Origin of the sequence: Chitinophaga silvatica, assembly GCF_003419895.1 — a bacterium.
Classification (GTDB): Bacteria; Bacteroidota; Bacteroidia; order Chitinophagales; family Chitinophagaceae; genus Chitinophaga; species Chitinophaga silvatica.
This window is the reverse complement of record NZ_QPMM01000001.1, coordinates 394,561-418,169: the sequence shown is the minus strand read 5'-3', so window position 1 is coordinate 418,169 and position 23,609 is coordinate 394,561. Positions and strand designations below refer to the sequence as shown.

The following is a 23,609-nucleotide window of genomic DNA, read 5'->3' as shown; positions in this document are numbered from 1 at the left end:
CAATCTAGCACAATTAATTTGCTGGTTTCTCCAACAATTTGAAGAATTGATCCAGTTGAGGCAGAATTACAATTCTGGTTCTGCGGTTAGCAGCTTTTCCTTCTGCAGATTCGTTTGAGGCTACTGGTACATATTCACTTCTACCGGCTGCAGTCATACGAGCTGGTGGTATACCATACTGGTTTTGTAAAACACGTACAACAGAAGTAGCTCTTTTCACACTCAGATCCCAGTTGTCTTGCAACACATTAGGACGATAAGGTACATTATCTGTATGTCCTTCTACCATGAATTCAATATCTGGTTGAGCTAATAATACTTTCGCTACTTTACCTAAAACTTCTTTTGCTCTATCAGTGATATCATAGCTACCGCTTTTGAACAATAGTTTATCGGAGATATCGATATATACTACACCTTTATCCACTTTGATATTGATGTCTTTATCATCCAGGTTACCAATAGCACCTTTCAAATTCATTACTAACTGCATATTCAAAGAATCCTTGCGTGCGATAGCAGATTGCAGATCTTTAATGTATGCATCTTTAGCACCAATATTGTCTAATGACTTCTTAATACTTTCGGCTTGAGAACTTGAAATAACTGACAATTCTTTCAGGTGTTCAAGCATTTGAGAGTTATTTGATTTTAATTGCGCTTGTTGTTCCTGTAAACTTCCTACCTTCTCTTTGTAGGAAGCTGCAGCACGTGCAGCATCTTCTTCACAGGTTCTGAGCTTACCATAGGTAGCTCTGTATAAACTATCTAATTGGGCATTACGGGCCTGCGTTTCTCTTAATTTACGCGGCGCTGAACAGGAAGCAAAAATTGTTACTAAAGCAACAGGCAAGGCAAATTGTGCTAGTTTCATAAAAAATATATATTTTAATAATATAAACGAGTGTGCGTCCGACTTTCAGGGAATAGCAATGGTGATGCGCAATTACTGCAAATAGCAGGCCGAATCAATCCTCAGCTCGCTATTAACCGTTGAAATCATTGGCCGATAAGGGTATTAAATTTTCGTTAGACATATACCGTTAGTTATCGACAAAAAAAAACCAGAGTTTTATAATATCTAAGTAAATTGGCTCCAGAGCATTGTTAAACTGTTCTCTATTAATTGCTGAATGTATGAAAAAGGTGGTTTCTTCGGGTCAACCTACAATAAAGGAAATTGCCAAAAGGTTGAATATCTCTGTATCAACAGTTTCCAGAGCTTTACATGATCATCATAGTATAGGCCTGAGAACTAAAGCCAGGGTAAAAGCCTTGGCGGCCGAGCTTAATTACGAACGTAATCAAACTGCTATCTATTTTCAGCAAGGCAAAACATTTACTATCGGTATTTTACTGCCCGAACTCTCGGAAGCATTTTTTGCCAGTGCAATAAGCGGCATCGAAGATACAGCTTATAGTAATAATTATACTGTTTTACTTGGCCAATCACACGATGATGAAGCCAGGGAAAAACAAATCATTCAAAGCATGAAACAACACCGGGTAGATGGCTGTATAGTATCTATCGGTAAAAATACCAGTAATTACGAGCATTTCGAAATGCTGCGCCAGGCCAGAATTCCGGTTGTATTCTTCGACCGGATACCCGATCTTCCTGATATTCATGCCGTTTCCTGCAATCTCGAATCCGGCACTATCCAGGCCGTCGATTTTCTGCTAAAAAAAGGACATCGAGCCATTGGAATGATTAATGGCCCTGAAACAATGGTAGCCAGCAAAGAAAGAGCTGCTGGCTATATAAAAGCATTACAGCAACATCGGCTGAAATATGATCCTAACCTGATTGTAAATGCCGATTTAACCGTTGAAGGCACCAATAACGCAATGGAATACCTCCTTGCGCTCAAACGTAAGGTAACCGCCATCGTAACTTTCAACGATTACGTGGCCATGGATGCCGTTCAGTATGCACTCAAAAAACAATTGATTATTAATAAGGATATTACCTTCGTATCTTATGCCAATACTCCTGTAAGTGGCTATACGGCATTTCCTCCTGCTGCATCTGTAGAGCAGTTTCCTTACGAACAAGGCCAGGCAGCCACAAATATGTTGCTGTCGTTGTTGCGGGGTGAACATGCCTTAAATGAATATCAGAATAAAGTGATGGCTTCCCAGTTGGTCATCCATGAAGAAAATAGGTAGGTATTTATCGTAAACCCTGCCACAGCAGAGCTGCCGTGGCACAGGTTTATGACTTCATTGTTCGCTGTCTATGCTGCTTTTCTAGCAGTAATTATTTTTTCTTATTAATTGCTTGATACAAGTCTAAGGCTTTATTTTAACATTTTGTTTACGCAAACGGTTGCGCTATATGCGCAACCGTTTGCGTAAACCGGATTTCTCCCCTTATTTTAATACAATCCACCTGTTCACTGTATTATTTGGTGCTTCCAATACTATCTTATAAAACCCCGAAGTCATATTTTTCACATCAAAATTTGCTCTTTCTGCTCCTACCGGAACTTCTCCCAATAATTTATATTCATCTGTTCCACCCTGCTTAAAGTTGTTTGAGATAGCTGCATATACTTTTACCTTACCTTTCTTTTCCCAGGCTTTCCAGCTTAACTCAATCTTATTGTCTGAAATGGAAGCAGCCGGGTTGGAAATACTCACTGCCCCTGTTAATGCAACTCCATCCAATTCCCTGTTGACCGGCTGTGGTACCCGAATCTTCATAAATCTTGTAATTGACGGGAAAATATCTACTATACCAGGTACGGATGATTTAAAGTAGGAATTCAATCCTTTGGCATTGGTAATAATCCAGGTACTACGCTCACGGTCAGACTGCCCACCATGATTATGACCTTTATTGCCATCTCTTCCGTGATCAGTTGTTATATAGATCTGCCAATCTTCTTTAAATTGCTTTTGCCTGTATTCTATTGCTGCCCAGATATTTCCTACCATATCATCAAGCATGCGTACCGCTGTATCTAACCTTTCTCCTGTTCCATATCTATGACCCATATCATCTGTATATTCCAGGTATACCCAAGTCATATCCGGCCCTTCAGTTTTCACATAGTCGGCTGCTGCTTTTGCTACAACTTCATCAATCTGGTGAATGTACCAACTCTCCTTATCATGCGGAAATCGTGCTGTGTCATGCTCTAATCCATCAACTGCATAATCAATCTTCAGCCCTTTCGTTTGTGGTAGTCCATCTCCCACCAGTTTTGTTCTATTATCCAGCCAGGTAGAGAAAATTGCAGTTTTCCCGTTCGGATAAGTGTCTTTATATAATTTGAAAATCGTTGGGTAGGAATAATTAGGATCTGTAATTTCATTATCCCAAACATTATGCTTATTAACCCAGGTACTGGTTAGCAAACTATTATATCCTACAGCAGAAATAGTTGGAGTACGGGAATAGGAATCTTTATCTCCCCCAACGTATGCCCGGCAATAGCCTCCAGCTTTGGCAATACTTTTTAAATGTGGAACCGGCTGGGCTTCAATAACATCTGCCGGAATACCGTCTGCAATAATAAATAAGACTTTGGATTTTCCGGATTGTGCCTGTACCAGAGTGGCAAATAACAGGCATGTAGCTAGTAATAATTGTTTCACTGTTTTTTTGCTACAAAATACAATGGCTTGGGGAGATTTCTCGCAAAGATTCAAAGATTAATATTAATATAAGGGGCAAAGGAATTTTTTGTTTTAAAAATATTAAGGATCAAGGCACGTGTTTTTAAGGACTTACAATAGATTCCAACAAGAATAGAAACCATTCAATGCCCTTAATAATATCCGCTTCGATCCTTAATATCCTTAAAGAAAAATCCTTTGCTCCTTATTATTAATCTTTGCGCCTTTGCGAGCAACTATTTCAAATGCTGATCAAAATAATCTGTGATCTTCTGCATCAAATGTACTCGGTCTTTACCCAATACATTATGTAAATGTCCCGGATATACGAAATAATCTACCTGCTTTTCATTATCAACACAGGCTCTGATAAAGTTAATAGAATGTTGCCAAACCACTACGTCATCGTTGGTACCATGAATCAATAACAAGTTGCCATCGAGGTTTTTGGTTTTGGTTAAGAGATTGGAATTAGCATATCCTTCAGGGTTAGTTGCGGGTGTATCCATATATCTCTCGGTATACATAATTTCGTACATGCTCCAGTCGATCACTGGTCCACCTGCCACAGCAGCCTTGAAAACACCCGGATGACGCAGCATCAGGGAAGTAGTCATAAAACCCCCAAAGCTCCATCCATGAACCCCCATTTTATCTTTATTTACATAAGGCAGCGACTGAAGATAAGCCACTCCTTTGAGCTGATCGTCCATTTCTACGGTGCCCAACTGACGGAAAGTAGCCTGTTCAAAAGCCTTACCTCTGTTAAAGCTTCCCCGGCCATCCATTACAAACATGATATAACCATGTTGAGTCATATACTCGAACCACAGGTTACCACTGAATGGAAAGGTATTTTTTACCAATTGTACATTTGGTCCATTATACAGGTAAACCACTACAGGATACTTTTTCGTAGAATCAAAATTGGCTGGGAGCATCAGTTTACCGTAAAGCGGAGTACCATCATCTGCTTTTAGTGTAACAGGTCTGATGATCGGGCGTTGAAAATCTTTCAGGGGATCTGCAGACGTTAGTAATGTTTCTTCCCAATTACCTGCAGTAGAAAGGATTTTAGCTGTATAAGGCACCTTTTCTGAACTGAATGCATCCATTACATAAGTACCTTCTGAATTCAGTTGCGCATCATGCCAACCTGCTTCTGCGTCTAATCTTTTAACGGCTGGTCGTTGCAGATTTGATTTATACAGATGCTTTTCCATTGCTCCGTCTTTCGCCGATGTAAAGAAAATTTCGTTCTTCTGAGTGTTAAAGCCCAGGATCTCATTTACTACATAAGGTCCGTCGTTGATAGCTTTCAGCAATTGACCTTTTGTGTTGTAAAGATATAATTGATCGTAGCCAGAGCGGTCACTCCACCAGATGAACTGGTCATCTTTTCCCGGAACAAAAGTTAGTGGATGTGTAGGATGCAGATATTTGGTGTCTTGTTCTTCAAACAGTGTTTTAATCAGTTCTCCAGTTGAAGCATTATATTGATTTAAGGACAGATGATTTTGATCTCTGTTTAAAATAGCAACGTATACCGACTGCTGATCTGGTGCCCAGGTAACACAGGTAAGATATTGATCTTTTGGACCTTCAGTTTTCAGGAAAACGGTTTGCCGGGTAGCTGGCTGATATACACCTAATGTAACCTGATGTGAAGTACCACCGGCCATAGGGTATTTGATATTTTTGTTAACTGCAGGCGTAACAGACCAATCAATGATTGGATAATCGTTTACCATTCGTTGATCCATTCTGTAGAAAGCCACCAAATCACCTTTAGGGGAAAAGAAAATACCTTTATCTATCCCAAACTCTTCACGATGCACAGTTTTACCATTAACAATATTTTCGTCTGCATCATTGGTAACAGGCTGAATTTGTCCGGTAGTTGTGCGAACAAATAAATTATTCTTTACTGTAAAAGCAATTTGTCCGCTTTTATTAACAGTGATATTTTCAGCTTCTTTTGGTAATTCGCACCAGGAGCTAAACTGAGCCTGATTATTTTTTACTTCTCCTTTATAAAGCTGATTTCCAAGGGCAAACCAAACCTGGTTATTAGAGAGCCATTTAACAGGAGGCAGACCTTTTAAAGGTTTGTTTGCGAATAGCTGCTGATTAATGGAGGTAGTAGTCAGTAAAGTATCAGTTGTTTTCTGACCATTTTTACCGGGAGTATATTTAAGCCAGGTAGTGGTACCATTGGCAGTTGAGAGCACAGTATAGGCATTTTCTCCTGGTATCCATTCAAACTGTTTTATTCTGTCGGGGGCCAATTGCGCACGTAATCCGTTCGTTGCTTCGGCCATTGTAAACTGTCGTTGTTGGGCATTGGCAAAATGAGCGCTGCTCAACATCCATCCCGTCAAAAGCACCAGGAAAGCTTTCTTCATGTCCTATTTTTTGGGGCGAAGTTATGGAAACTCTACCATATGTTGCCGCACCCACTCCTGCTCTTCGGGGAGCAGATAATCAGCTTTTTTGTCTTTTATCCAGGAGAAAGTTTTCTTGACATCGGCTTTCGCAGTTCGGAAGCGGAACAGGAATTCCATGCCCAGCATCAAATCAGTGAATCCGTTCTTCACGGTTTCAATGGTCATCCGGGTATCAGTACGGCGTTTGGATAACAGCTCAGTTATGCGGGTAGTAACCGCCTGAATGGCATTTTCATCGGCATACTTATAAACAGCTTCCATAGCTTCAAACTTAAGCTGGCCGCGCAACAGGCATCTGGTATAGAAAAGTGATTCCTTTTCTTTTTCTATATCTGCAATGGTAGCAAAGGCCAGGCTTTTAACATCCTGACGATGGTATTCGAGCAGGCGTCTGAGCGCTGTAAGGCTTTTGCGGGTACCTACTTTATTTAGTAACAGTGTAAGGTAGTAAACATCGTATTCGTTTACGGTTCTTTTCAGGAGCGATAACGCCCAGTCCTCAACCGCAGGGTTGGAAGTTTGCCTGAGGGCAAGCAAGGCTGATCGTCTAACGTTGTTATTAATTGATAAAGTATTGTTAAATAATGGTTCGAGATTAATATATCCGGGAATAGAAAGACCGCTCTCAAGATCTTGCTGGATGGCGGTTTGCATGTCGGCATCGTGTTCCGCTTTCAATCTGTCGATCAAAAATCGAATTACTTCGGTATCATTGGTATTTCTGGATAGTTGAGTGATGATATAGCCGGCAGCACGACGTTTATCCTTTTCGTTTTCTTTTTCGATATACAGGTAAAGAACCGGAATATAAGCGTGGTTGGCCAGTAGCTCGGCCTCTCTGAGGGCCTGCCAACTCACCGTTTGGCCATTATGCAATTGTTCCGACCGATCGCATATCCGTGCTATTAGGTTATTAAGATAGTCAATCATGGCTTTTCAAATTTCTGCTACCCCCCTGTTTTCAATTATCATACCAACCTGAAGAAGCTGGATTGCCCCTTCCCCAATTAACAGTTTTATGCTACATTTGCCCCTGTATTTTCAGACAGGTTTTGATACTGAATAGAAAGAAAAGCATGCACATATTACTCAAGAACGTACAGATCATAGCTCCTACCTCCCCTTTTCACGGGCAACAAAAAGATATTTCAATTCAGAACGGTGTTATCCAGCAAATAGGCGATGGATTGGAAGATGCCCGGGCAACCGTTATTTCAGGCAGTAACCTGCATGTTTCTGCAGGCTGGATGGATGTTTTCGCACATTTCTGCGATCCGGGCCAGGAATATAAGGAGGACCTTCATAGCGGTATTCAGGCTGCTGCTACCGGCGGATTTACCACGGTAATGATCATCCCTAATACACAGCCAGCCCTGCACACCAAACCACAGATCGAATATGTGATCAGCAAATCACGCCATTCGGCTGCAACCCTTCTGCCAATTGGCGCAGTTACAAAGAATATTGAAGGAACCGGGCTCGCTGAAATGTATGAAATGCGCGAAGCAGGAGCCGTTGCCTTTTCTGATGGTATAAAACCAGTACAATCACCTGGCTTACTTTTAAAAGCTTTACAATATATCAAAGCTTTTGACGGTACTTTAATACAATTACCGGACGATCAGAGCATCTCCGCACATGGACTTATGAATGAAGGAATTCATTCTACCCAGCTGGGTATGCCTGGTAAACCAGCCCTTTCAGAAGAACTGATCATTCAGCGCGATATCGAAATTGCAAAATATACAGATTCCAGCATCCACTTTACCGGCATCAGCACCAGGAAATCGGTTGACCTGATAGCTGCTGCAAAAGCGGATGGAGTTAAGGTTACCTGCTCTGTAACCCCATATCACCTCTCCCTTACTGATGCTTCACTGGTAAACTATGATACCAATCTGAAAGTGAACCCTCCTCTGAGAACAGCGGAAGACGTCAAAGCAATTCAGGAGGCCATTGTTCGCGGAGTTGTTGATTGCTTTGCCACCCACCACCTGCCACAGGATTGGGATGCCAAAGTGCTTGAATTTGAATATGCTAAAAACGGAATGATAGGATTGGAAAGTGCTTTTGGGGTAATCGGTCAATATTTACCACAATTATCACTCGAACAGTTGATTCAAATGCTGACTGTTCATCCACGCAATATTTTCAACTTGCCAGTACCTGAAATCAAAGAGGGCGCACAAGCTAATCTTACCATCTTTGATCCGGCTGCTACATGGGAATTCAACGATTCTCATATCGCTTCCAAGTCAAAAAATTCAGCGTATCTTGGACAACAACTGAAGGGTAAAGTACATTCAACAGTAAACGGACCAGTTTTCCATATTAATAAATAGAGATGCAAGAGAATAGAAATCCAGGTATTAAGTGGGGCCTGATTGCAGGCGTTGTCATGGTCCTCTGGCATGTTATAGAATGGAAAATGGGACTCTCGTACTTCTTTTCTTACAAACTTAGACTGATAACGCTGGTAATCTGGGCTGTGCTGGCCTTATTGGCAGGGTTAGAGGCAAGAAAACAACAACAGGGATTTATTGGCTTTAAAGCCGCTATAAAACCTATATTCACGACTTATGTGATCAGTTATCTGTTTGTAGCAATATTCATATATATCCTATATACGGTTATTGAACCTTCCTTACAGGAAGCATCCAAACAATATCTGATGAAAGATACTGAATGGTTGTTGAAGTGGATGAAGGCTCCAAAGGCAGAAATCGACAAACAATTAAAAGATATTCAAACAGGAGATTACAGTATCAGTATTAAATCTACCGTACTGGATTACCTGAAAAACCTTATCAAATTCTTTGTTTGGGCGGTCATACTGGCGCTAATCGTTAGAAAAAAAGCGCCACAAGGCAGATAAATTTTAATCCTATTTTTATAAAATGAACATATCCGTAATCGTTCCTTTAAAAAACGAAGAAGAATCATTACCTGAATTAGCCGCATGGATAAAAAGGGTAATGGATGACCACCATTTTACCTATGAGGTGTGGATGATTGATGATGGGAGTACGGATGATTCATGGAATGTAATCCTGCAACTTGCTGCCCAAAACCCTCATATCAAAGGCATTAAGTTTCAGCGCAACTACGGTAAGTCTGCTGCCCTGAATGAAGGCTTCAATGCTGCACAAGGTGATGTTGTTATTACTATGGATGCCGATTTGCAGGATAGTCCTGATGAAATCCCTGAATTATACCGGATGATCATGGAAGATGGTTACGACATTGTTAGTGGCTGGAAGAAAAAACGCTATGATAACGCCTTTACCAAAAACCTGCCTTCCAAACTTTACAATTATACTACTACCCGCATGAGTGGAGTAAAACTTCATGATATGAACTGCGGGCTTAAATCATATAAAAAGAAAGTTATTAAATCCATAGAGGTATATGGTGAAATGCACCGTTATATACCGGTAATTGCCAAATGGAACGGATTTAGAAAGATTGGTGAAAAAGTAGTAGAACACAGAGCCCGTAAATATGGCGTCAGCAAATTCGGCTTAGAACGTTTCATAAACGGATTCCTGGATCTCGCCACCATCATGTTTATTGGGAAATTTGGTAAACGCCCAATGCACCTCTTTGGAGCTTTAGGAGTATTTTCCTTCTTTGTCGGATTTATCATTGCAGCTTATCTTGCCATTGCTAAAATCGCTTTCGATAAAGTAAATATGACCGACAGGCCACTCTTTTATCTGGGGCTATTATGTATGATCATCGGTTCCCAGTTATTCCTAACAGGATTTATAGGTGAACTGGTGACCCGCAATGCTCCTGAAAGAAATGCCTATCTGGTTGAAGAAAAAATGGACCTTACCAACCTAACTGTTAATTACAAAAGAAAGGTACATGAGTAAACCTGTTCTCTTACCTTGATTACTATGGCTAACAAAAAGAAAATATTAATATTAGGTACAGCCTACCCTTTCCGGGGTGGGCTGGCTGCTTATAATGAGCGTCTGGCAGAAGAATTCCAACAAACAGATGAAGTTGAAATCTGGACATTCACTGTTCAATATCCGGAGTTCCTGTATCCTGGTAAAAGTCAATTCTCTACCGACCCTCCACCATCTCACCTGAAAATTAAACGACTGATCAATTCCGTAAACCCACTCAACTGGATCAGTACAGGAAGAAAAGTCAGAAAATGGAAACCAGATATTATTATCGTTAAATATTGGCTTCCTATAATGGGCCCCTCCCTGGGCACTATTCTACGGTTAGGTAAAACCAAACAAACCCGTGTGATTTCAATACTTGATAATGTTGTTCCACACGAAAAAAGACCGGGTGATGTGCCATTCACAAAATACTTCCTTAAACCAGTGGATGCCTTCATTGCGATGAGTCAATCTGTGCTGAATGATCTCAGAGTTTTTGAACCAAATAAAAAAGCATCGCTGATCCCCCATCCTATCTACGATAATTACGGTGCAATTATACCTAAAGCCGAAGCAAGGCAAGAATTGAAATTGGACCCTAACAAACGTTACATACTTTTCTTTGGGTTTATCCGTCAATATAAAGGGCTCGATCTACTGTTGCAGGCATTGGCTGATGAACGCCTGAAAAAGCTGGACATTCATGCCATCGTTGCCGGAGAATACTTTGAGGATGCTGCTCCTTATAATGAATTATTGCAGCAACTCAACCTGGGCGACAGAGTATTGATGCATACCGATTTCATTCCTAACGAAGCTGTAAAAAACTATTTCTGTGCTGCCGATTTAGTAGTACAACCATATAAAAGCGCCACCCAAAGTGGTATCTCCCAAATTGCCTACCATTTCGAAAAACCAATGGTAGTAACCAAGGTAGGTGGACTATTGGAAATGGTGCCAGATGGAGTTGTAGGATTTCAAGCCACTCCAGATCCGGCATCCATTGCTGCCGCCATTGAAAAATACTATTTAGAAAACAGAGAAACCGACATGGTAACAGCTTTGCAACAGGAGAAAAAGAAATACTCCTGGTCAAGGCTTGCCAATGAAATTCATAACTTAGCAGAAAGCTGAAACCATTATAATGATCTATAGAAGTAAAGCACCCTTGCGTATAGGGTTAGCAGGAGGAGGAACAGATGTAAGCCCATATTCTGATCTCTACGGTGGTGCTATCCTGAATGCCACTATTTCTTTGTATGCCCGCGCCTCCATTGAACCATTAAATAACGGGCAGATAATTTTTGAATGTGCCGACAGAAATGAATCGGCTATCTATGATGCCGTGTATCCATTGCCGATAGATGGTAAACTGGATATTCTCAAAGGTGTAATAAACCGTGTATACAAAGACTATGGTAAATTACCAGGCAATGGCTTCAAACTAACAACATATGTAGATGCACCCGCAGGATCAGGTTTAGGAACCTCCTCTACCCTCGTGGTAGCGGTGCTGGGAGCATTTGCAGAATGGATGAAACTTCCGTTGGGAGAATACGACTTAGCACACCTCGCCTACTCTATAGAACGGGAAGATTTACAACAGGCAGGCGGAAAGCAGGACCAATACGCTGCAACCTTCGGTGGAGTGAACTTTATGGAATTCTATAAAGACGATAAGGTAATTGTAAATCCACTCCGTATCAAAGACGTGTACCTGCACGAACTTGAAAACAATTTAATTTTATTTTATACCTCTACCAGCCGCTTATCTTCCAGCATTATTTCTGAACAACAGAAGAATGTTACGGAGAAAAAGGATTCTTCCATTGAAGCTATGCATCACCTCAAAGATCAGGCTATCATGATGAAGGAAGCACTGCTGAGGGGCTCTATCGATAAAATAGGAGAAATCCTTGACTATGGCTTTGAATTTAAAAAGAAAATGGCCAAGGGAATTACGAATCCGCAATTGGATGAGATCTATGAAACTGCACGTAAAGCCGGAGCATCTGGTGGTAAAATATCAGGTGCCGGAGGTGGTGGGTTCATGATCTTCTACTGTCCTAAAAATACCCGCTTTGCTGTTGTTGAGGCGCTGAATAGTTTTGGTGGTGATGTAAAACGCTATACCTTTACTCATCATGGTATCCAGACATGGAGCATATAAGGTTACATAAATCAAAATACTCTGCAAAAATGAATCAGTTTATTGCCAAGAAACTTCAGGAAAGTATTGAAGTAAAAATAGCCATAGCAAAAGACGAACAGTTATTAAATACAATACAACAAACCGCTACAGCCATCACCAGCAGCTTACAGGCAGGTCACAAAATCCTGTTTTGCGGTAACGGTGGTAGCGCTGCAGATGCTCAACACCTGGCAGCAGAATTTTCAGGACGTTTTTATAAAGACCGTCTGCCGCTGTATGCCGAAGCTTTGCATTGCAATACTTCCTATATGACAGCTGTAGGAAATGATTACGGATACGATCAGGTATATTCACGCATACTGAGAGGAATTGGTCAGGCCGGCGATGTACTGGTGGCCATTTCTACCAGCGGAAACTCCGGAAATATCCTGGAAGCCATCAGAACAGCCAAGGAAAAAGGAATGATAGTAGTGGGTATGACTGGCAATACAGGTGGAAAAATGAAAGAACAATGCGATTTCCTGCTGAATATGCCTTCAAATGATACGCCTAGAATTCAGGAGTCTCATATTACAGTTGGACATATCATCTGCGAAATGGTTGAAAACAACTTATTTGGAGAATGAGTCGCGAATGTATTATACTAGCCGGGGGATTAGGCACACGACTTCGTACTGTGGTAGCTGATAAACCTAAATGCATGGCTCCTATCGGAGATCAGCCATTTCTGTACTATCTGCTGCAGTATCTGCATCAGCAAAATGTTAGTCATGCTATCTTATCTCTCGGTTATTTATCCGAACAGGTTATAGATTGGTGCCAGAATAATCCGCTGCCATTACGTGTATCCTTTAGCGTTGAAGAAACACCTTTAGGTACCGGAGGAGGCATTATGCATGCTCTTTCTCAGGTAGAAGGTGATTTGGTTTTTATTGTAAACGGAGATACCTACTTCGATGTAGCATTTAATGAGCTTGAAAAGTTTCACATCGGGCATCATGCAGCTATTTCCCTGGCACTAAAACCTATGCAGCAATTTGAAAGATATGGCAGCATCGGTTTAAATGCTGAGCAACAGATCATTGCCTTTAAGGAAAAGCAGTATTGTGAAGAAGGCCTTATCAATGGAGGTATCTATCTTACCAGTACCAGCTATCTAAAAAACCAGGGATTACCAACTTCCTTCTCTTTTGAAAAAGAAGTTCTGGAACCCGGAGTAGCTAAAGGTAACCTGTATGGCTATATCAGCGACACCTATTTCATAGATATTGGCATCCCTTCTGACTATGAAGCTGCTAAAAATGTATTAGTATCGTCATGACTTTATTCTTAGACAGAGACGGAGTGATTAATGAAGAGATTAAGGATGGATATGTTCTTTCGCCCGAGATGTTTAAATTCAGCGAAGGAGTACTGTCTGCAATGCCTTTATTGGCCAGCCGTTTCAACAGGATACTTATAGTTACGAATCAACGTTGTATCGGGAAAGGCCTGCTGACAATTTCCGGATTAACGGAGATTCACCGGCAGATGCTGGAACAAATTAAGCTTCATGGTGGTAGAATTGATCAGATTTACTTTTGCCCGGACTTAGATAATACCAGTCCTTGTCGTAAACCTGCCACGGGCATGGCTATGCAGGCAAAGAATGAGTATCCGGATATCGATTTCAATAGCGCTATTATGGTTGGTAATACGTTGAGTGACATGCAGTTCGGGAAAAGTATGGGAATGAAAACAATTTTTATTCCATCAACCAAACCCGAAACACCGTTCCCACACCCACTAATTGATCAGCGTTACGATAATCTTTTACAATTTGCCCAGGCAATACAATAATTCATCTTCGGAACCGTCTAATAGTTATGACTAAGAAAATCGTACTGTTATTTTCCTTTTTAATAAGTTCCTACTGTTCTTTTTCCCAGTTGCCGGATGCAGCCGGGATACAGCAGTTGAGAAAGTTCCAGGACTCGCTCCAACTGCTTAGCCAGGAAGTATTTAGCGGAAAAGGAGATGATGGACGGTTACAGGCAAACGAAGACTTTATACCCATGCTGGTAAAGGCACTTAAGATTAAAAACTCATTTCACTTTACCTTCGATTCACTCAAAACGGTTTCGGTTCTTTACCCTCAGGACTCTGCTTTCAGGGTATTCACATGGGCCCTGGAAAGAGAAAACGGATTTTACAGGCATTACGGTGCTATACAAATGAAGACCGCCGATGGCCAGTTAAAGCTTTTTCCATTATTTGATGCCTCGGATTTTATGACCAATACAGATACTATTACCGACAATAAATCGTGGTATGGCTGTTTGTATTATAATCTCCTCCATAGCCGTTATTTCAATCAGGATTACTATACACTTTTTGGCTGGGATGCTAATAATCCACGCAGCCAGAAGAAAATAATTGAGATGTTGACCTTCAAAAACGGATTACCCGTATTTGGAGGCCCATTCTTTAGTTTTGCAGAAGATAGCGTAAAAAAGCCTACTCAAAACCGCTTTATCATTGAATATAAGAAGGAAAGTACGGCTACGATGAATTACAATAAGGAATTGAACATGATCGTGTATGATCACCTCATTTCTGAAACCAATGAGCCTGGAAAAAAGTATACCTATGTGTCTGATATGGACTACGAAGGCTACAAATGGCAGGCTGGAAAATGGATGCATGTGCATAAGATTTTTCATGATGCCATTCCTTTAGGTAAAGGTGCCCCCATCCCTCAACCTCTGATACAGAAGAATAAAAACATGAGTAACCCAAAATCAGCCGAAGACTACCAGGCTGAGGGAAAAAATACCCCTCCCCCCAAGAAACCCGTTAAGAAATCCAGCTGATTTCAAAAAAATTCAAATTTTTTATCAAAAATGATCGTTCGTATTTACCTTTGTTCATAACTGAGCGAACATTCATTTATTATCTATGTAATAAATTTATATTTTGTTCTGTTAAGTCATTCATTATCAATCATCCCATGAAAGAAAAAACTATGTCGTCCGTGCTTAAAGATAAAATGCCAATAGGTTGGTACCTTAAAGAGGCTGATAGCCTTATTACAAAATTCATGAACCAGACTTTAGAAACCTATGATATCGGCAGATATCATTGGCAAATCATGAATAATATCAATACCCACGATAAAGTCTGCAAGGATTTGCTTTACCATCAGATTCACCGCTTCGTGAATCCTGCCGAATATGAAGAAATCTTTCAATCACTGATAGAAAGAAACTGGGTCGAAAAAGTAGATGATAACTATGCCTTTACTCCTCTTGGCAAAACTATCTTTCTGGAAGTGGCAGCTAAGCATGAAGCCAACAAGGTTGCTTTAACCAAAGGTGCATCTGAAGAAGAATATCTGAATACCATATTGTTCCTTGAGAAGATGATCGTCAATTTGGGGGGAAGTATTTAAACCGACTACCAAACCCAATAAGAAAAGGCTGACCAAACTCACGTTTGATCAGCCTTTAAAATTTCAATATCTATCCTAGAATAATTCACCCTGAGGGCCTGAAGGCGTTGCATCCTCATTTGGATCCGGATCTTCATCTTCCGATAACAGTTCTGCACTGATCAGGTCTTCACCTGCAATACGAGTACCAACCGCTTTCCAACCAGTAACCTCTACAAACTCAGACAGATCAATTTCTTCTTCTTCCGGACTACGTTTCTTACCGGTTTTCAGTAAAATGATCGGCTGGCTATGTGTGGTCACCATTTCGAGATGATTGTTTGCACCTTCTTTAATGAAGAGGAACTTATTATTCAATGTCTGCGTTTCGATCCGGAAACGTTTAACATTGTACTGTTTCTTATCTCCATCCAGATAAATGGCTGTCACAATCTTTTCAGGATTGAATTTTTCGATATATACGACATCGTTACTTTCATAACGATTGGTCAGATCATAATTAGTGAGTTCGTAGGTACCATTCTTAAAGGCAACAAATATTTTGTCTTCACCTTCAAAAGCTCCAATATATACCCCACGCTCTTCTGTATTCAGCCGGCCTGTTTCTGTATCGTACCAGATTTTTTGTCCGGCTAATGTTGAAACTCCTTTTTCCTTAAACTTAACACTGCGGATAGGATACTTGGTAACCACATTACCCATAGAGCTACGTCCTTTAATGGCAATGGTTTCGAAGTACATATCAAATTCCTTGTTCCTTGCATTACAGTTAGGACTTAATTTGATAGTTACAACTTCTGCCTCTCCATTGGCATTGGCACTGAAGTAATGTACTTTAGAGTTCTTCTCGCCTTTATGAGCCAGATCGTATTCCTTATCCCTGGTCACTCCGGTAACGTTGAAGCGCTTGGCATAACTAACACCGGTTTTACCTTCCACGTATATCATGTTATAGGTTGTACGTTCATCGTTCTTCCTGAAAACATCTACGTGAATAATATCTTTTCCTACAAATGTTTTATCGGCAACTTTAGTTACCAGCATCTTACCATCTCGGCGGAATACAATGATATTATCGAGATCTGAGCAATCGGCCACAAATTCATCTTTCTTCAGGGAAGTACCGATAAATCCATCAGCGCGGTTGACATACAATTTAGTATTGGCAATCGCTACCTGAGCAACCTGAATAGTATCGAAAGTCTTCAGAAGAGTTTTACGCTCACGACCTTTACCATATTTTTTCAACAGATTCTCGAAGTAAGCAATCGTATAATCAACAAGGTTAGCCAGATGGTTTTTAACCTCTTTGATCTCTGCTTCAATACCTTTGATCTGTTCGTTCAGTTCATTGATATCGAGGCGATAAATGCGGCGAACTGGCTTTTCTGTAAGCTTAATGATATCCTCACGGGTTACCTCACGTTTCAGTTGCTTCTTATAAGGGCCAAATCCTTTATCGATAGCCACCAATACGGCTTCCCAGTCTTTATGCTTTTGTTCAAGTTCCTTATAGATGCCTTTTTCAAAGAAGATTTTCTCAAGGGAAGTGTAATGCCATTTATCCTGGAGCTCAGCTAATTTAAGTTCCAGTTCCTGTTTCAGGAGTTCCTTGGTAAAATCGACAGATGATTTCAATAAATCTGAAACTGTCAGGAACCTTGGTTTGTCCTCAACAATTACGCAGGCATTTGGAGAGATTGAGATTTCACAATCGGTGAATGCGTATAGTGCATCGATGGTGATATCTGGTGAAATACCAGGCGCCAGCTGCACTTCAATTTCAACATCTGCAGCGGTATTATCAACTACCTTTTTGATCTTGATTTTACTATTGTCGTTTGCTTTAACAATAGACTCCATCAATTGGGTGGTAGTAATACCATACGGAACGTCCTTGATAATTAATGTTTTCTTATCTTTTTCTTCGATATGTGCGCGTACTCTGACCTTACCACCACGTTTACCGTCGTTGTAGTTAGCAACATCTATCATACCTCCGGTAGTGAAATCCGGATAGAGTTCAAATTTTTTGCCTTTCAGGTATTTGATAGATGAGTCGATGATTTCAACGAAGTTATGAGGAAGAATTTTGGTAGAAAGACCTACCGCAATTCCTTCAGCGCCCTGTGCGATCAGCAGCGGGAACTTCATTGGCAATGCGAGTGGTTCATTCTTACGGCCGTCGTAACTCAGTTGCCAGGAAGTAGTTTTCGCATTGAATCCAACTTCCAGGGCAAATTTTGATAAGCGGGCCTCAATATATCTTGCAGCAGCGGCATCATCACCGGTGCGTACATCTCCCCAGTTACCCTGGGTTTCGATTAAAATATCTTTTTGTCCGAGGTTTACAATGGCATCACTGATAGAGGCATCTCCATGCGGGTGGTATTGCATCGTTTGTCCGATAACGTTAGCCACTTTATTGAATCTGCCATCATCCATTTCTTTCATGGCATGCAGGATACGACGCTGTACTGGTTTTAACCCATCTTCAATACTGGGTACCGCACGCTCCAGAATTACATAGGATGCATAATCCAGGAACCAGTTCTCATACATACCACCTACGTGTGTGACATTATGCAGAGATTCGTCTGATGTTTTATTTTCCATATCCATGTATCGATATTCTTACGGTTTTACGTTAATCATTTTTTCAAAGTCGTTTCTCCAGACTCTTATACTATCTTGCTGCACATCTTCCAGAGAATTCAGTTCTATAAAGCAACAATCTGTAACAGCGATTAGTTGATGCCATACATTAACAGGAATTTCGAGTCTTGCCGGTGCTTTAACCGTTGTTACCTTAATTTCCTTTTCATTTAATGGGCACCAGTGTATTTCTACTTCACCGGTAAAGAGATACAGAATTTCTGGTGCTTTATTAGGGCTTTTACCTTCGTGGTAATGCTGTCCGCTACTGCTTCCTGCATTCCTGTAGCATAGTAAAAAGTTCCCCATTCTGCTATTATCCCAGAAGTATCCACTACCTCTGTCATCGGCTGCAAATTGCTCTAAAGCTGTTACTTTGATCATACTGGCCTTTTAAATTTAAGCTCCTGTTGCTGAACTATTGTTGTCTTCAATCGTTTCTCCAGGAAGTTTTATTTCAAAATCACGGATGGTTTTCAATTCACCCCTGCTTTGTAATTTTTCTTCTTTAATCAGCTCTTTCAATCTCCATCCCAGAAACTGGTCCATAACCGGATACTTAAGTTTTCCGGTTACCTGTTGCACTACTTTCCAGGCTTTTACAAATTCTTTTCCACTTTGGGCCAACAATTCTTTATCATAAAACAAGGTAGGCTCACCTTTCAGTTTTTTTCCTCCTTCGAGTAAGCGGATACCTGCATTTTCGTTCATTAATCTTCTCCATTCATCTCCATCCAACTCATACTCCGCCAGAGAAATCGGCCGGGCCAATTTTTTTGCTTTCAGAAATTCTTTAGGCAAAATCTGATGCAGATGTGTTGGATAGTATACTGCATTCTTCTCATTGAGGAAAGGAAGGTTATTCAGATAGATAATATGGATTCTGCCAGAGAAGTCGTACAGCTGATTTACTAACCAGTAATAACCGCTAACATCGCGGGCATTCTGGCCGGCCCAGATCCATACTTCCAATTCGGGATCTTCTTTAAGTCTGGCTTTCAAAGTACGAAACCGGTCTATATCTTCAGTATCTTCGGTTGTTTCTACTGCAGGAGTAGTTGCAACAGTTTCTTCAGCCGCAGGAATTTCTATGCCTGCCAATTGCTGCCAGAAAATCTTTCTGTTTGCTCGTCCTTCCGGGGTGTCCAGAATAAACAATGGCCCTACGGACAAATCATCTTCGAAACAGAGTATTTCTCCGATCATTTTCTCATCCATTGCTATTGCTTCTTCCAATACCGGAACTGAAGCCTGGCCAAAAACTAGGTGTATTAAACCCATATTGCTATAATTCGGTATTATGCCAATTCTTCAACCAGGTCTTTTTCCTGACGCAGGTTGTTTATAATGAACTCCTGACGGGTTTGGGTATTTTTACCCATATAGTATTCCAACAATTTCTGGATATGAATATCTTTCGATAAGATAATTGGTTCGATATGCATATCCTCCCCGATAAACCGACCGAATTCATCCGGTGAAATTTCACCTAATCCTTTAAATCGGGTAATTTCTGGTTTACCTCCCAGTTTCTTAACTGCACTTTGTTTTTCTTCCTCAGAGTAGCAATAAATGGTTTGTTGTTTATTTCTAACACGGAATAAAGGAGTTTCCAGAATATATACGTGCCCGTTCTTTACCAGATCAGGGAAAAACTGGAGGAAGAAAGTAAGCAGTAACAATCTGATGTGCATACCGTCTACGTCGGCATCTGTAGCAATAACGATGTTATTGTATCTGAGGCCTTCGAGTCCTTCTTCAATATTCAATGCATGCTGCAGCAGGTTGAACTCTTCGTTTTCGTATACAATTTTCTTGGTAAGGCCGAAACTGTTCAAAGGTTTACCACGCAAACTGAATACAGCCTGAGTTTCAACGTTACGGGATTTGGTGATGGAACCGCTGGCAGAATCACCCTCTGTAATAAAGATGGTAGAATTTAAGCGGCGGGCTTCCTGTTCAGCTTTATCCTTACCGGTTATTTCATCATTGAGGTGTAGGCGGCAATCCCGCAATTTGCGGTTATGAAGATTTGCTTTTTTAGCTCTTTCGTTGGCCAGTTTTTTAATACCTGCCAATTCTTTACGTTCACGTTCACTTTGCTCAATACGTTTCTTTAAGGCTTCTGCGATAGTTGGGTTTCTGTGCAGATAATCGTCGAGATGCTTGGCCAGGAACTCTAAAACAAATGCTTTTACGGAAGGGCCATTTTCATAGACAACCTGTGATCCGAGTTTTGTTTTAGTTTGAGATTCAAATACAGGTTCCTGCACCCGTACGGCAACAGCAGCACAGATAGAGCTACGAATATCTGTAGCTTCATAATCCTTCTTATAGAAGTCTCTTACTGTTTTTACAAATGCCTCTCTGAAAGCAGCCAGGTGAGTACCACCCTGAGTGGTATGCTGACCGTTTACAAAGGAATAATATTCTTCTCCGTATTGGTTCTCATGAGTGATAGCCACTTCGATATCTTCACCTTTGAGGTGAATGATAGGATAGCGGAGATCTTCCTCATTTGTTTTGCGTTGCAGCAAATCGAGCAATCCATTTTTAGAGATATATTTTTTGCCATTGAAACTGATGGTCAGACCAGCATTCAAAAAGCAATAGTTCCAGATTTGGTTTTCCAGGAATTCAGGAATAAACCGGTAGTTTTTAAATACGGTGTCGTCTGGGGTGAAAGTCACCATGGTACCGTTTGGTTCGGTGGTGGCGGTTTCTTTATGTTCCTTGATGAGAACACCTCTTTCGAATTCGGCAGTTTTCATGCGGCCATCGCGCACTGATTGTACCTTAAAATAGCTGGAAAGAGCGTTTACAGCCTTGGTACCTACCCCGTTCAGACCAACTGATTTCTGAAAGGCTTTACTATCGTATTTCGCTCCTGTATTAATTTTACTAACAACATCCACTACTTTTCCCAAAGGAATACCACGACCATAATCGCGTACGGTGACATGATGTTCGGTTACTTTAATATCAATCTGTTTACCAAACCCCATGGTATGTTCATCAATACAGTTGTCTGTCACCTCTTTCAACAGTATGTAAATACCATCGTCCATACTGGAACCGTCTCCTAGCTTACCAATGTACATACCAGGCCGGAGGCGGATATGCTCCCGCCAGTCGAGCGACCGTATGGAGTCTTCTGTATAGGAAGCAAATAGATCTTTGTTATCCGTTTTGTCCGTGTTTGCCATATATTAAAATTTCCTAAATACTATTATTACAAGGGTTTATCATTGATTTGCTCCGATACTAAATCTTTTAGCAAAACCAGAATGCTGGCAAAAATAAAGGATTCAGCCAATCATCCCAAGTATTAGTTAGACAATATACCTAAAAAGTTGTAAATCAGCAAATTAAGAGATGTTAAATTTCATTAAAGTAGAATCAAATCGCTTGAGGTTGCTTTTTTTGGGGCTTTTATAAGTATTATTTTGAAGAACTAACATACATATTAAAAGATAGCGCTGCTATTCAACATTGAAAATACCAATTAAAGACGGAATATGTTCTATTAGAGAGTTCCGGATGTAAAAGTTGCTAATTTCGTTCACACAATTTCCTCCAGACAATGAATGAAGTATTAAGCCGAATAGATAATTCAATATTTCAGGTAAACAACCTGAAAATTTCAAACCTGATTGAAGACCTGGAATGTGAGGAATACTTTGGATTCAACTTTCAACTTGAAAATCTTCAAATAAAATTCAGAAAAGCAAAAATCACCCCTAAGAAGGTAGGACAGTTTGTGACCTTATGGAAAAGAAATGCCTCCAAAATAACGGAACCATTTAACGTGAATGATGATTTTGATTTTTATATCATCGCTGCAGCGCTTCAAAACCAATTTGGATTCTTCCTTTTTCCGAAGCAAATCTTAAGTGAGAAACAAATACTAACAACAAACGATAAAGAGGGAAAAAGAGGTTTCAGAGTTTACACCGATTGGGATATTCCTGAAAATAAACAAGCAGAAAAAACTAAAGAGTGGCAAACAAATTATTTCATTGATTTAAGTAATCCGGCAGCTATTAATTTTCAAAAGTTTAAATCGATTATTAGTCGTATTTAAGAGGCAAAAGCATCTAATTATTTGCAAATCAACATACTAATCAAAACTCGATCAATCAACCCGAAAAATATTTAAAAAAACATCTATAAAAACTTTTATATCAAAAAAATCATTATATTTACGTTAAGTCAACTATCTGAAAACCTAACCTATGTCCTTATGAAAATACTATTTCTAATCTTTATTACTGCCGTATTACTTGGAGCAATTGTAGCTTCATATCTTATCAAAAAAGAGCAGGAAAATAACATTGGTAATAAGTTTCTTAGATTGATCAGGAAATTTGATTCCTGGCAGATGCTAAGATAACCTGCACGCTCATTCATTTTTATTGTAAAAGAGACAACAGACTGGTAATTAAGGCTGTAAGGGAGTGTTATGTTCGATTGTGAAAGATATTATTCTATTAACCGAAAACACCTATCTTATGAAAACCGGTATATTTTTCAAACTTGCATGCTTATTAATTGCTGCTGTTGTATTATCTGTGCATTTGTTATCAAAACCAAAAAAAGCTTAGGGATTTAGACTATCAGAAATTTTCAGATTAAGAATACACTTCTGTTTCTGTAAATTTCTGGTAGTCAAAATCCCTTAACTATTTTTATCGGTTGTAATATTTATTTACGGCATCAGTTCTGCTACGAACATGGAGCTTTTCGTAGATATTATGAACGTGACGTCTAACAGTTTCGATACTGATAAAGAGGTTGCTCGCTATTTCTTTATAGAGATAACCTTTGGATAACTGATCTAAAATTTCTTTCTCTCTCGCAGTTAATGCTTCTAAAGCAGGATTTGGTTTTGCCTGTTTCTGGAAAAACGCAACGACCCTTCTGGCAATCTGGGAACTCATAGGAGATCCTCCATCATAGAGATCACGTATTGCCTCCAGTAATTCGCCCGGGGAAGTTTTTTTCAGAATGTATCCGCTTGCACCGGCTTCCAATGCCATGAAGATTTTATCATCATCTTCATAAACCGTCAGCATCATAAACTGCATATCCGGATGTTCTCTTTTCAACTGGGCAATACATTCAATCCCATTCATCCCGCCTGGTAAATTAAAATCCATCAGCACCACGTTCGGCATCAATTGAGGGATTTGCTCCACGGCGGTTTCCGCATTGTTAAAAGTCCCTACACAAGCATAACCATCAGAACCATTAATGAGCAATTCCATCGCTGTACGGATGTCATGGTTATCCTCCACAATAGCAATAGTAATTGTGTCCATATGATCCTGGGACTTTTTCTTAGAGTATACCGTCATGTTTTTAAAAGGAATTATAACACTTAAATGTTACGATCAACA

At 40.2% G+C, this 23,609-nt stretch carries 22 protein-coding genes; 13 read left to right on the top strand and 9 right to left on the bottom strand.

Annotation, left to right across the window (positions count from 1 at the left end; genetic code table 11):
• Positions 1-13: 13 nt before the first annotated feature.
• Positions 14-874 (bottom strand): OmpA/MotB family protein, encoded by an 861-nt coding sequence (locus tag DVR12_RS01610; RefSeq protein WP_116973702.1) that lies wholly within the window; start codon positions 872-874, stop codon positions 14-16.
• 263 nt (positions 875-1,137) lie between these two features.
• On the opposite strand from DVR12_RS01610, the gene DVR12_RS01605 reads away from it, so the two are divergent.
• Positions 1,138-2,169, top strand: a complete 1,032-nt coding sequence (locus DVR12_RS01605; RefSeq protein ID WP_116973701.1) for a LacI family DNA-binding transcriptional regulator — start codon at positions 1,138-1,140, stop codon at positions 2,167-2,169.
• 204 nt (positions 2,170-2,373) lie between these two features.
• Here DVR12_RS01605 and DVR12_RS01600 read toward each other — a convergent pair whose 3' ends face one another.
• The 3 genes from DVR12_RS01600 to DVR12_RS01590 all read right to left on the bottom strand — a co-directional run bounded on the left by DVR12_RS01600 (position 2,374) and on the right by DVR12_RS01590 (position 7,001).
• The gene (locus tag DVR12_RS01600; RefSeq protein WP_116973700.1) at positions 2,374-3,603 is read right to left on the bottom strand and encodes an alkaline phosphatase family protein; all 1,230 of its coding nucleotides are present in this window, start codon (positions 3,601-3,603) and stop codon (positions 2,374-2,376) included.
• Between the two features lie 257 nt (positions 3,604-3,860).
• Entirely contained in the window at positions 3,861-6,029 is a 2,169-nt protein-coding gene (locus tag DVR12_RS01595) for a S9 family peptidase (RefSeq protein ID WP_199417015.1), read from the bottom strand.
• 21 nt (positions 6,030-6,050) lie between these two features.
• Positions 6,051-7,001, bottom strand: coding sequence for a hypothetical protein (locus tag DVR12_RS01590; protein ID WP_116973699.1), 951 nt, complete (start codon positions 6,999-7,001; stop codon positions 6,051-6,053).
• 146 nt (positions 7,002-7,147) lie between these two features.
• Between DVR12_RS01590 and DVR12_RS01585 the strand changes: the two genes are divergently transcribed.
• The 10 genes from DVR12_RS01585 to DVR12_RS01540 all read left to right on the top strand — a co-directional run bounded on the left by DVR12_RS01585 (position 7,148) and on the right by DVR12_RS01540 (position 15,555).
• On the top strand, positions 7,148-8,413 hold the full coding sequence (locus tag DVR12_RS01585) for a dihydroorotase (RefSeq protein WP_116973698.1): 1,266 nt from the start codon (positions 7,148-7,150) through the stop codon (positions 8,411-8,413).
• A 2-nt stretch (positions 8,414-8,415) separates the two neighbouring features.
• Positions 8,416-8,946 carry a DUF4199 domain-containing protein gene (locus DVR12_RS01580; RefSeq protein WP_116973697.1) on the top strand — a complete coding sequence of 177 codons (531 nt, stop codon included), beginning with the start codon at positions 8,416-8,418 and terminating at the stop codon, positions 8,944-8,946.
• A 22-nt stretch (positions 8,947-8,968) separates the two neighbouring features.
• Entirely contained in the window at positions 8,969-9,949 is a 981-nt protein-coding gene (locus DVR12_RS01575) for a glycosyltransferase family 2 protein (RefSeq protein ID WP_116973696.1), read from the top strand.
• A 24-nt stretch (positions 9,950-9,973) separates the two neighbouring features.
• Positions 9,974-11,107: a glycosyltransferase gene (locus DVR12_RS01570; protein ID WP_116973695.1), complete on the top strand. Its 1,134-nt coding sequence runs from the start codon at positions 9,974-9,976 to the stop codon at positions 11,105-11,107.
• Between the two features lie 10 nt (positions 11,108-11,117).
• Positions 11,118-12,143 (top strand): GHMP family kinase ATP-binding protein, encoded by a 1,026-nt coding sequence (locus DVR12_RS01565; RefSeq protein ID WP_116973694.1) that lies wholly within the window; start codon positions 11,118-11,120, stop codon positions 12,141-12,143.
• A gap of 29 nt (positions 12,144-12,172) precedes the next feature.
• Positions 12,173-12,751 (top strand): D-sedoheptulose-7-phosphate isomerase, encoded by a 579-nt coding sequence (locus DVR12_RS01560; protein WP_116974224.1) that lies wholly within the window; start codon positions 12,173-12,175, stop codon positions 12,749-12,751.
• On the top strand, positions 12,748-13,446 hold the full coding sequence (locus DVR12_RS01555) for a nucleotidyltransferase family protein (RefSeq protein ID WP_116973693.1): 699 nt from the start codon (positions 12,748-12,750) through the stop codon (positions 13,444-13,446). The genes DVR12_RS01560 and DVR12_RS01555 overlap by 4 nt, the downstream gene beginning before the upstream one ends.
• A complete protein-coding gene (locus tag DVR12_RS01550; RefSeq protein WP_116973692.1) occupies positions 13,443-13,964 on the top strand; it encodes a D-glycero-alpha-D-manno-heptose-1,7-bisphosphate 7-phosphatase in 522 nt (173 codons plus the stop codon). The genes DVR12_RS01555 and DVR12_RS01550 overlap by 4 nt, the downstream gene beginning before the upstream one ends.
• A gap of 26 nt (positions 13,965-13,990) precedes the next feature.
• On the top strand, positions 13,991-14,977 hold the full coding sequence (locus tag DVR12_RS01545; protein ID WP_116973691.1) for a hypothetical protein: 987 nt from the start codon (positions 13,991-13,993) through the stop codon (positions 14,975-14,977).
• 137 nt (positions 14,978-15,114) lie between these two features.
• Positions 15,115-15,555, top strand: a complete 441-nt coding sequence (locus DVR12_RS01540; RefSeq protein WP_116973690.1) for a hypothetical protein — start codon at positions 15,115-15,117, stop codon at positions 15,553-15,555.
• 75 nt (positions 15,556-15,630) lie between these two features.
• Here DVR12_RS01540 and DVR12_RS01535 read toward each other — a convergent pair whose 3' ends face one another.
• Genes DVR12_RS01535 through DVR12_RS01520 form a run of 4 tightly spaced genes read right to left on the bottom strand, consistent with a single transcriptional unit; the run spans position 15,631 to position 21,416 of the window.
• Positions 15,631-18,171: a DNA gyrase/topoisomerase IV subunit A gene (locus tag DVR12_RS01535; protein ID WP_116974223.1), complete on the bottom strand. Its 2,541-nt coding sequence runs from the start codon at positions 18,169-18,171 to the stop codon at positions 15,631-15,633.
• A gap of 18 nt (positions 18,172-18,189) precedes the next feature.
• On the bottom strand, positions 18,190-18,594 hold the full coding sequence (locus DVR12_RS01530; RefSeq protein WP_116973689.1) for a hypothetical protein: 405 nt from the start codon (positions 18,592-18,594) through the stop codon (positions 18,190-18,192).
• A 15-nt stretch (positions 18,595-18,609) separates the two neighbouring features.
• A complete protein-coding gene (locus tag DVR12_RS01525) occupies positions 18,610-19,491 on the bottom strand; it encodes a DUF1835 domain-containing protein (protein WP_116973688.1) in 882 nt (293 codons plus the stop codon).
• A gap of 17 nt (positions 19,492-19,508) precedes the next feature.
• Positions 19,509-21,416, bottom strand: a complete 1,908-nt coding sequence (locus tag DVR12_RS01520; protein ID WP_116973687.1) for a DNA topoisomerase IV subunit B — start codon at positions 21,414-21,416, stop codon at positions 19,509-19,511.
• 377 nt (positions 21,417-21,793) lie between these two features.
• Between DVR12_RS01520 and DVR12_RS01515 the strand changes: the two genes are divergently transcribed.
• Both DVR12_RS01515 and DVR12_RS27525 read left to right on the top strand, forming a co-directional pair.
• A complete protein-coding gene (locus tag DVR12_RS01515) occupies positions 21,794-22,294 on the top strand; it encodes a MepB family protein (RefSeq protein WP_116973686.1) in 501 nt (166 codons plus the stop codon).
• 159 nt (positions 22,295-22,453) lie between these two features.
• Positions 22,454-22,603 (top strand): hypothetical protein, encoded by a 150-nt coding sequence (locus DVR12_RS27525; RefSeq protein ID WP_158563179.1) that lies wholly within the window; start codon positions 22,454-22,456, stop codon positions 22,601-22,603.
• A 295-nt stretch (positions 22,604-22,898) separates the two neighbouring features.
• Here DVR12_RS27525 and DVR12_RS01510 read toward each other — a convergent pair whose 3' ends face one another.
• On the bottom strand, positions 22,899-23,531 hold the full coding sequence (locus DVR12_RS01510) for a response regulator transcription factor (RefSeq protein ID WP_225889514.1): 633 nt from the start codon (positions 23,529-23,531) through the stop codon (positions 22,899-22,901).
• Between the last annotated feature and the right edge of the window lie 78 nt (positions 23,532-23,609).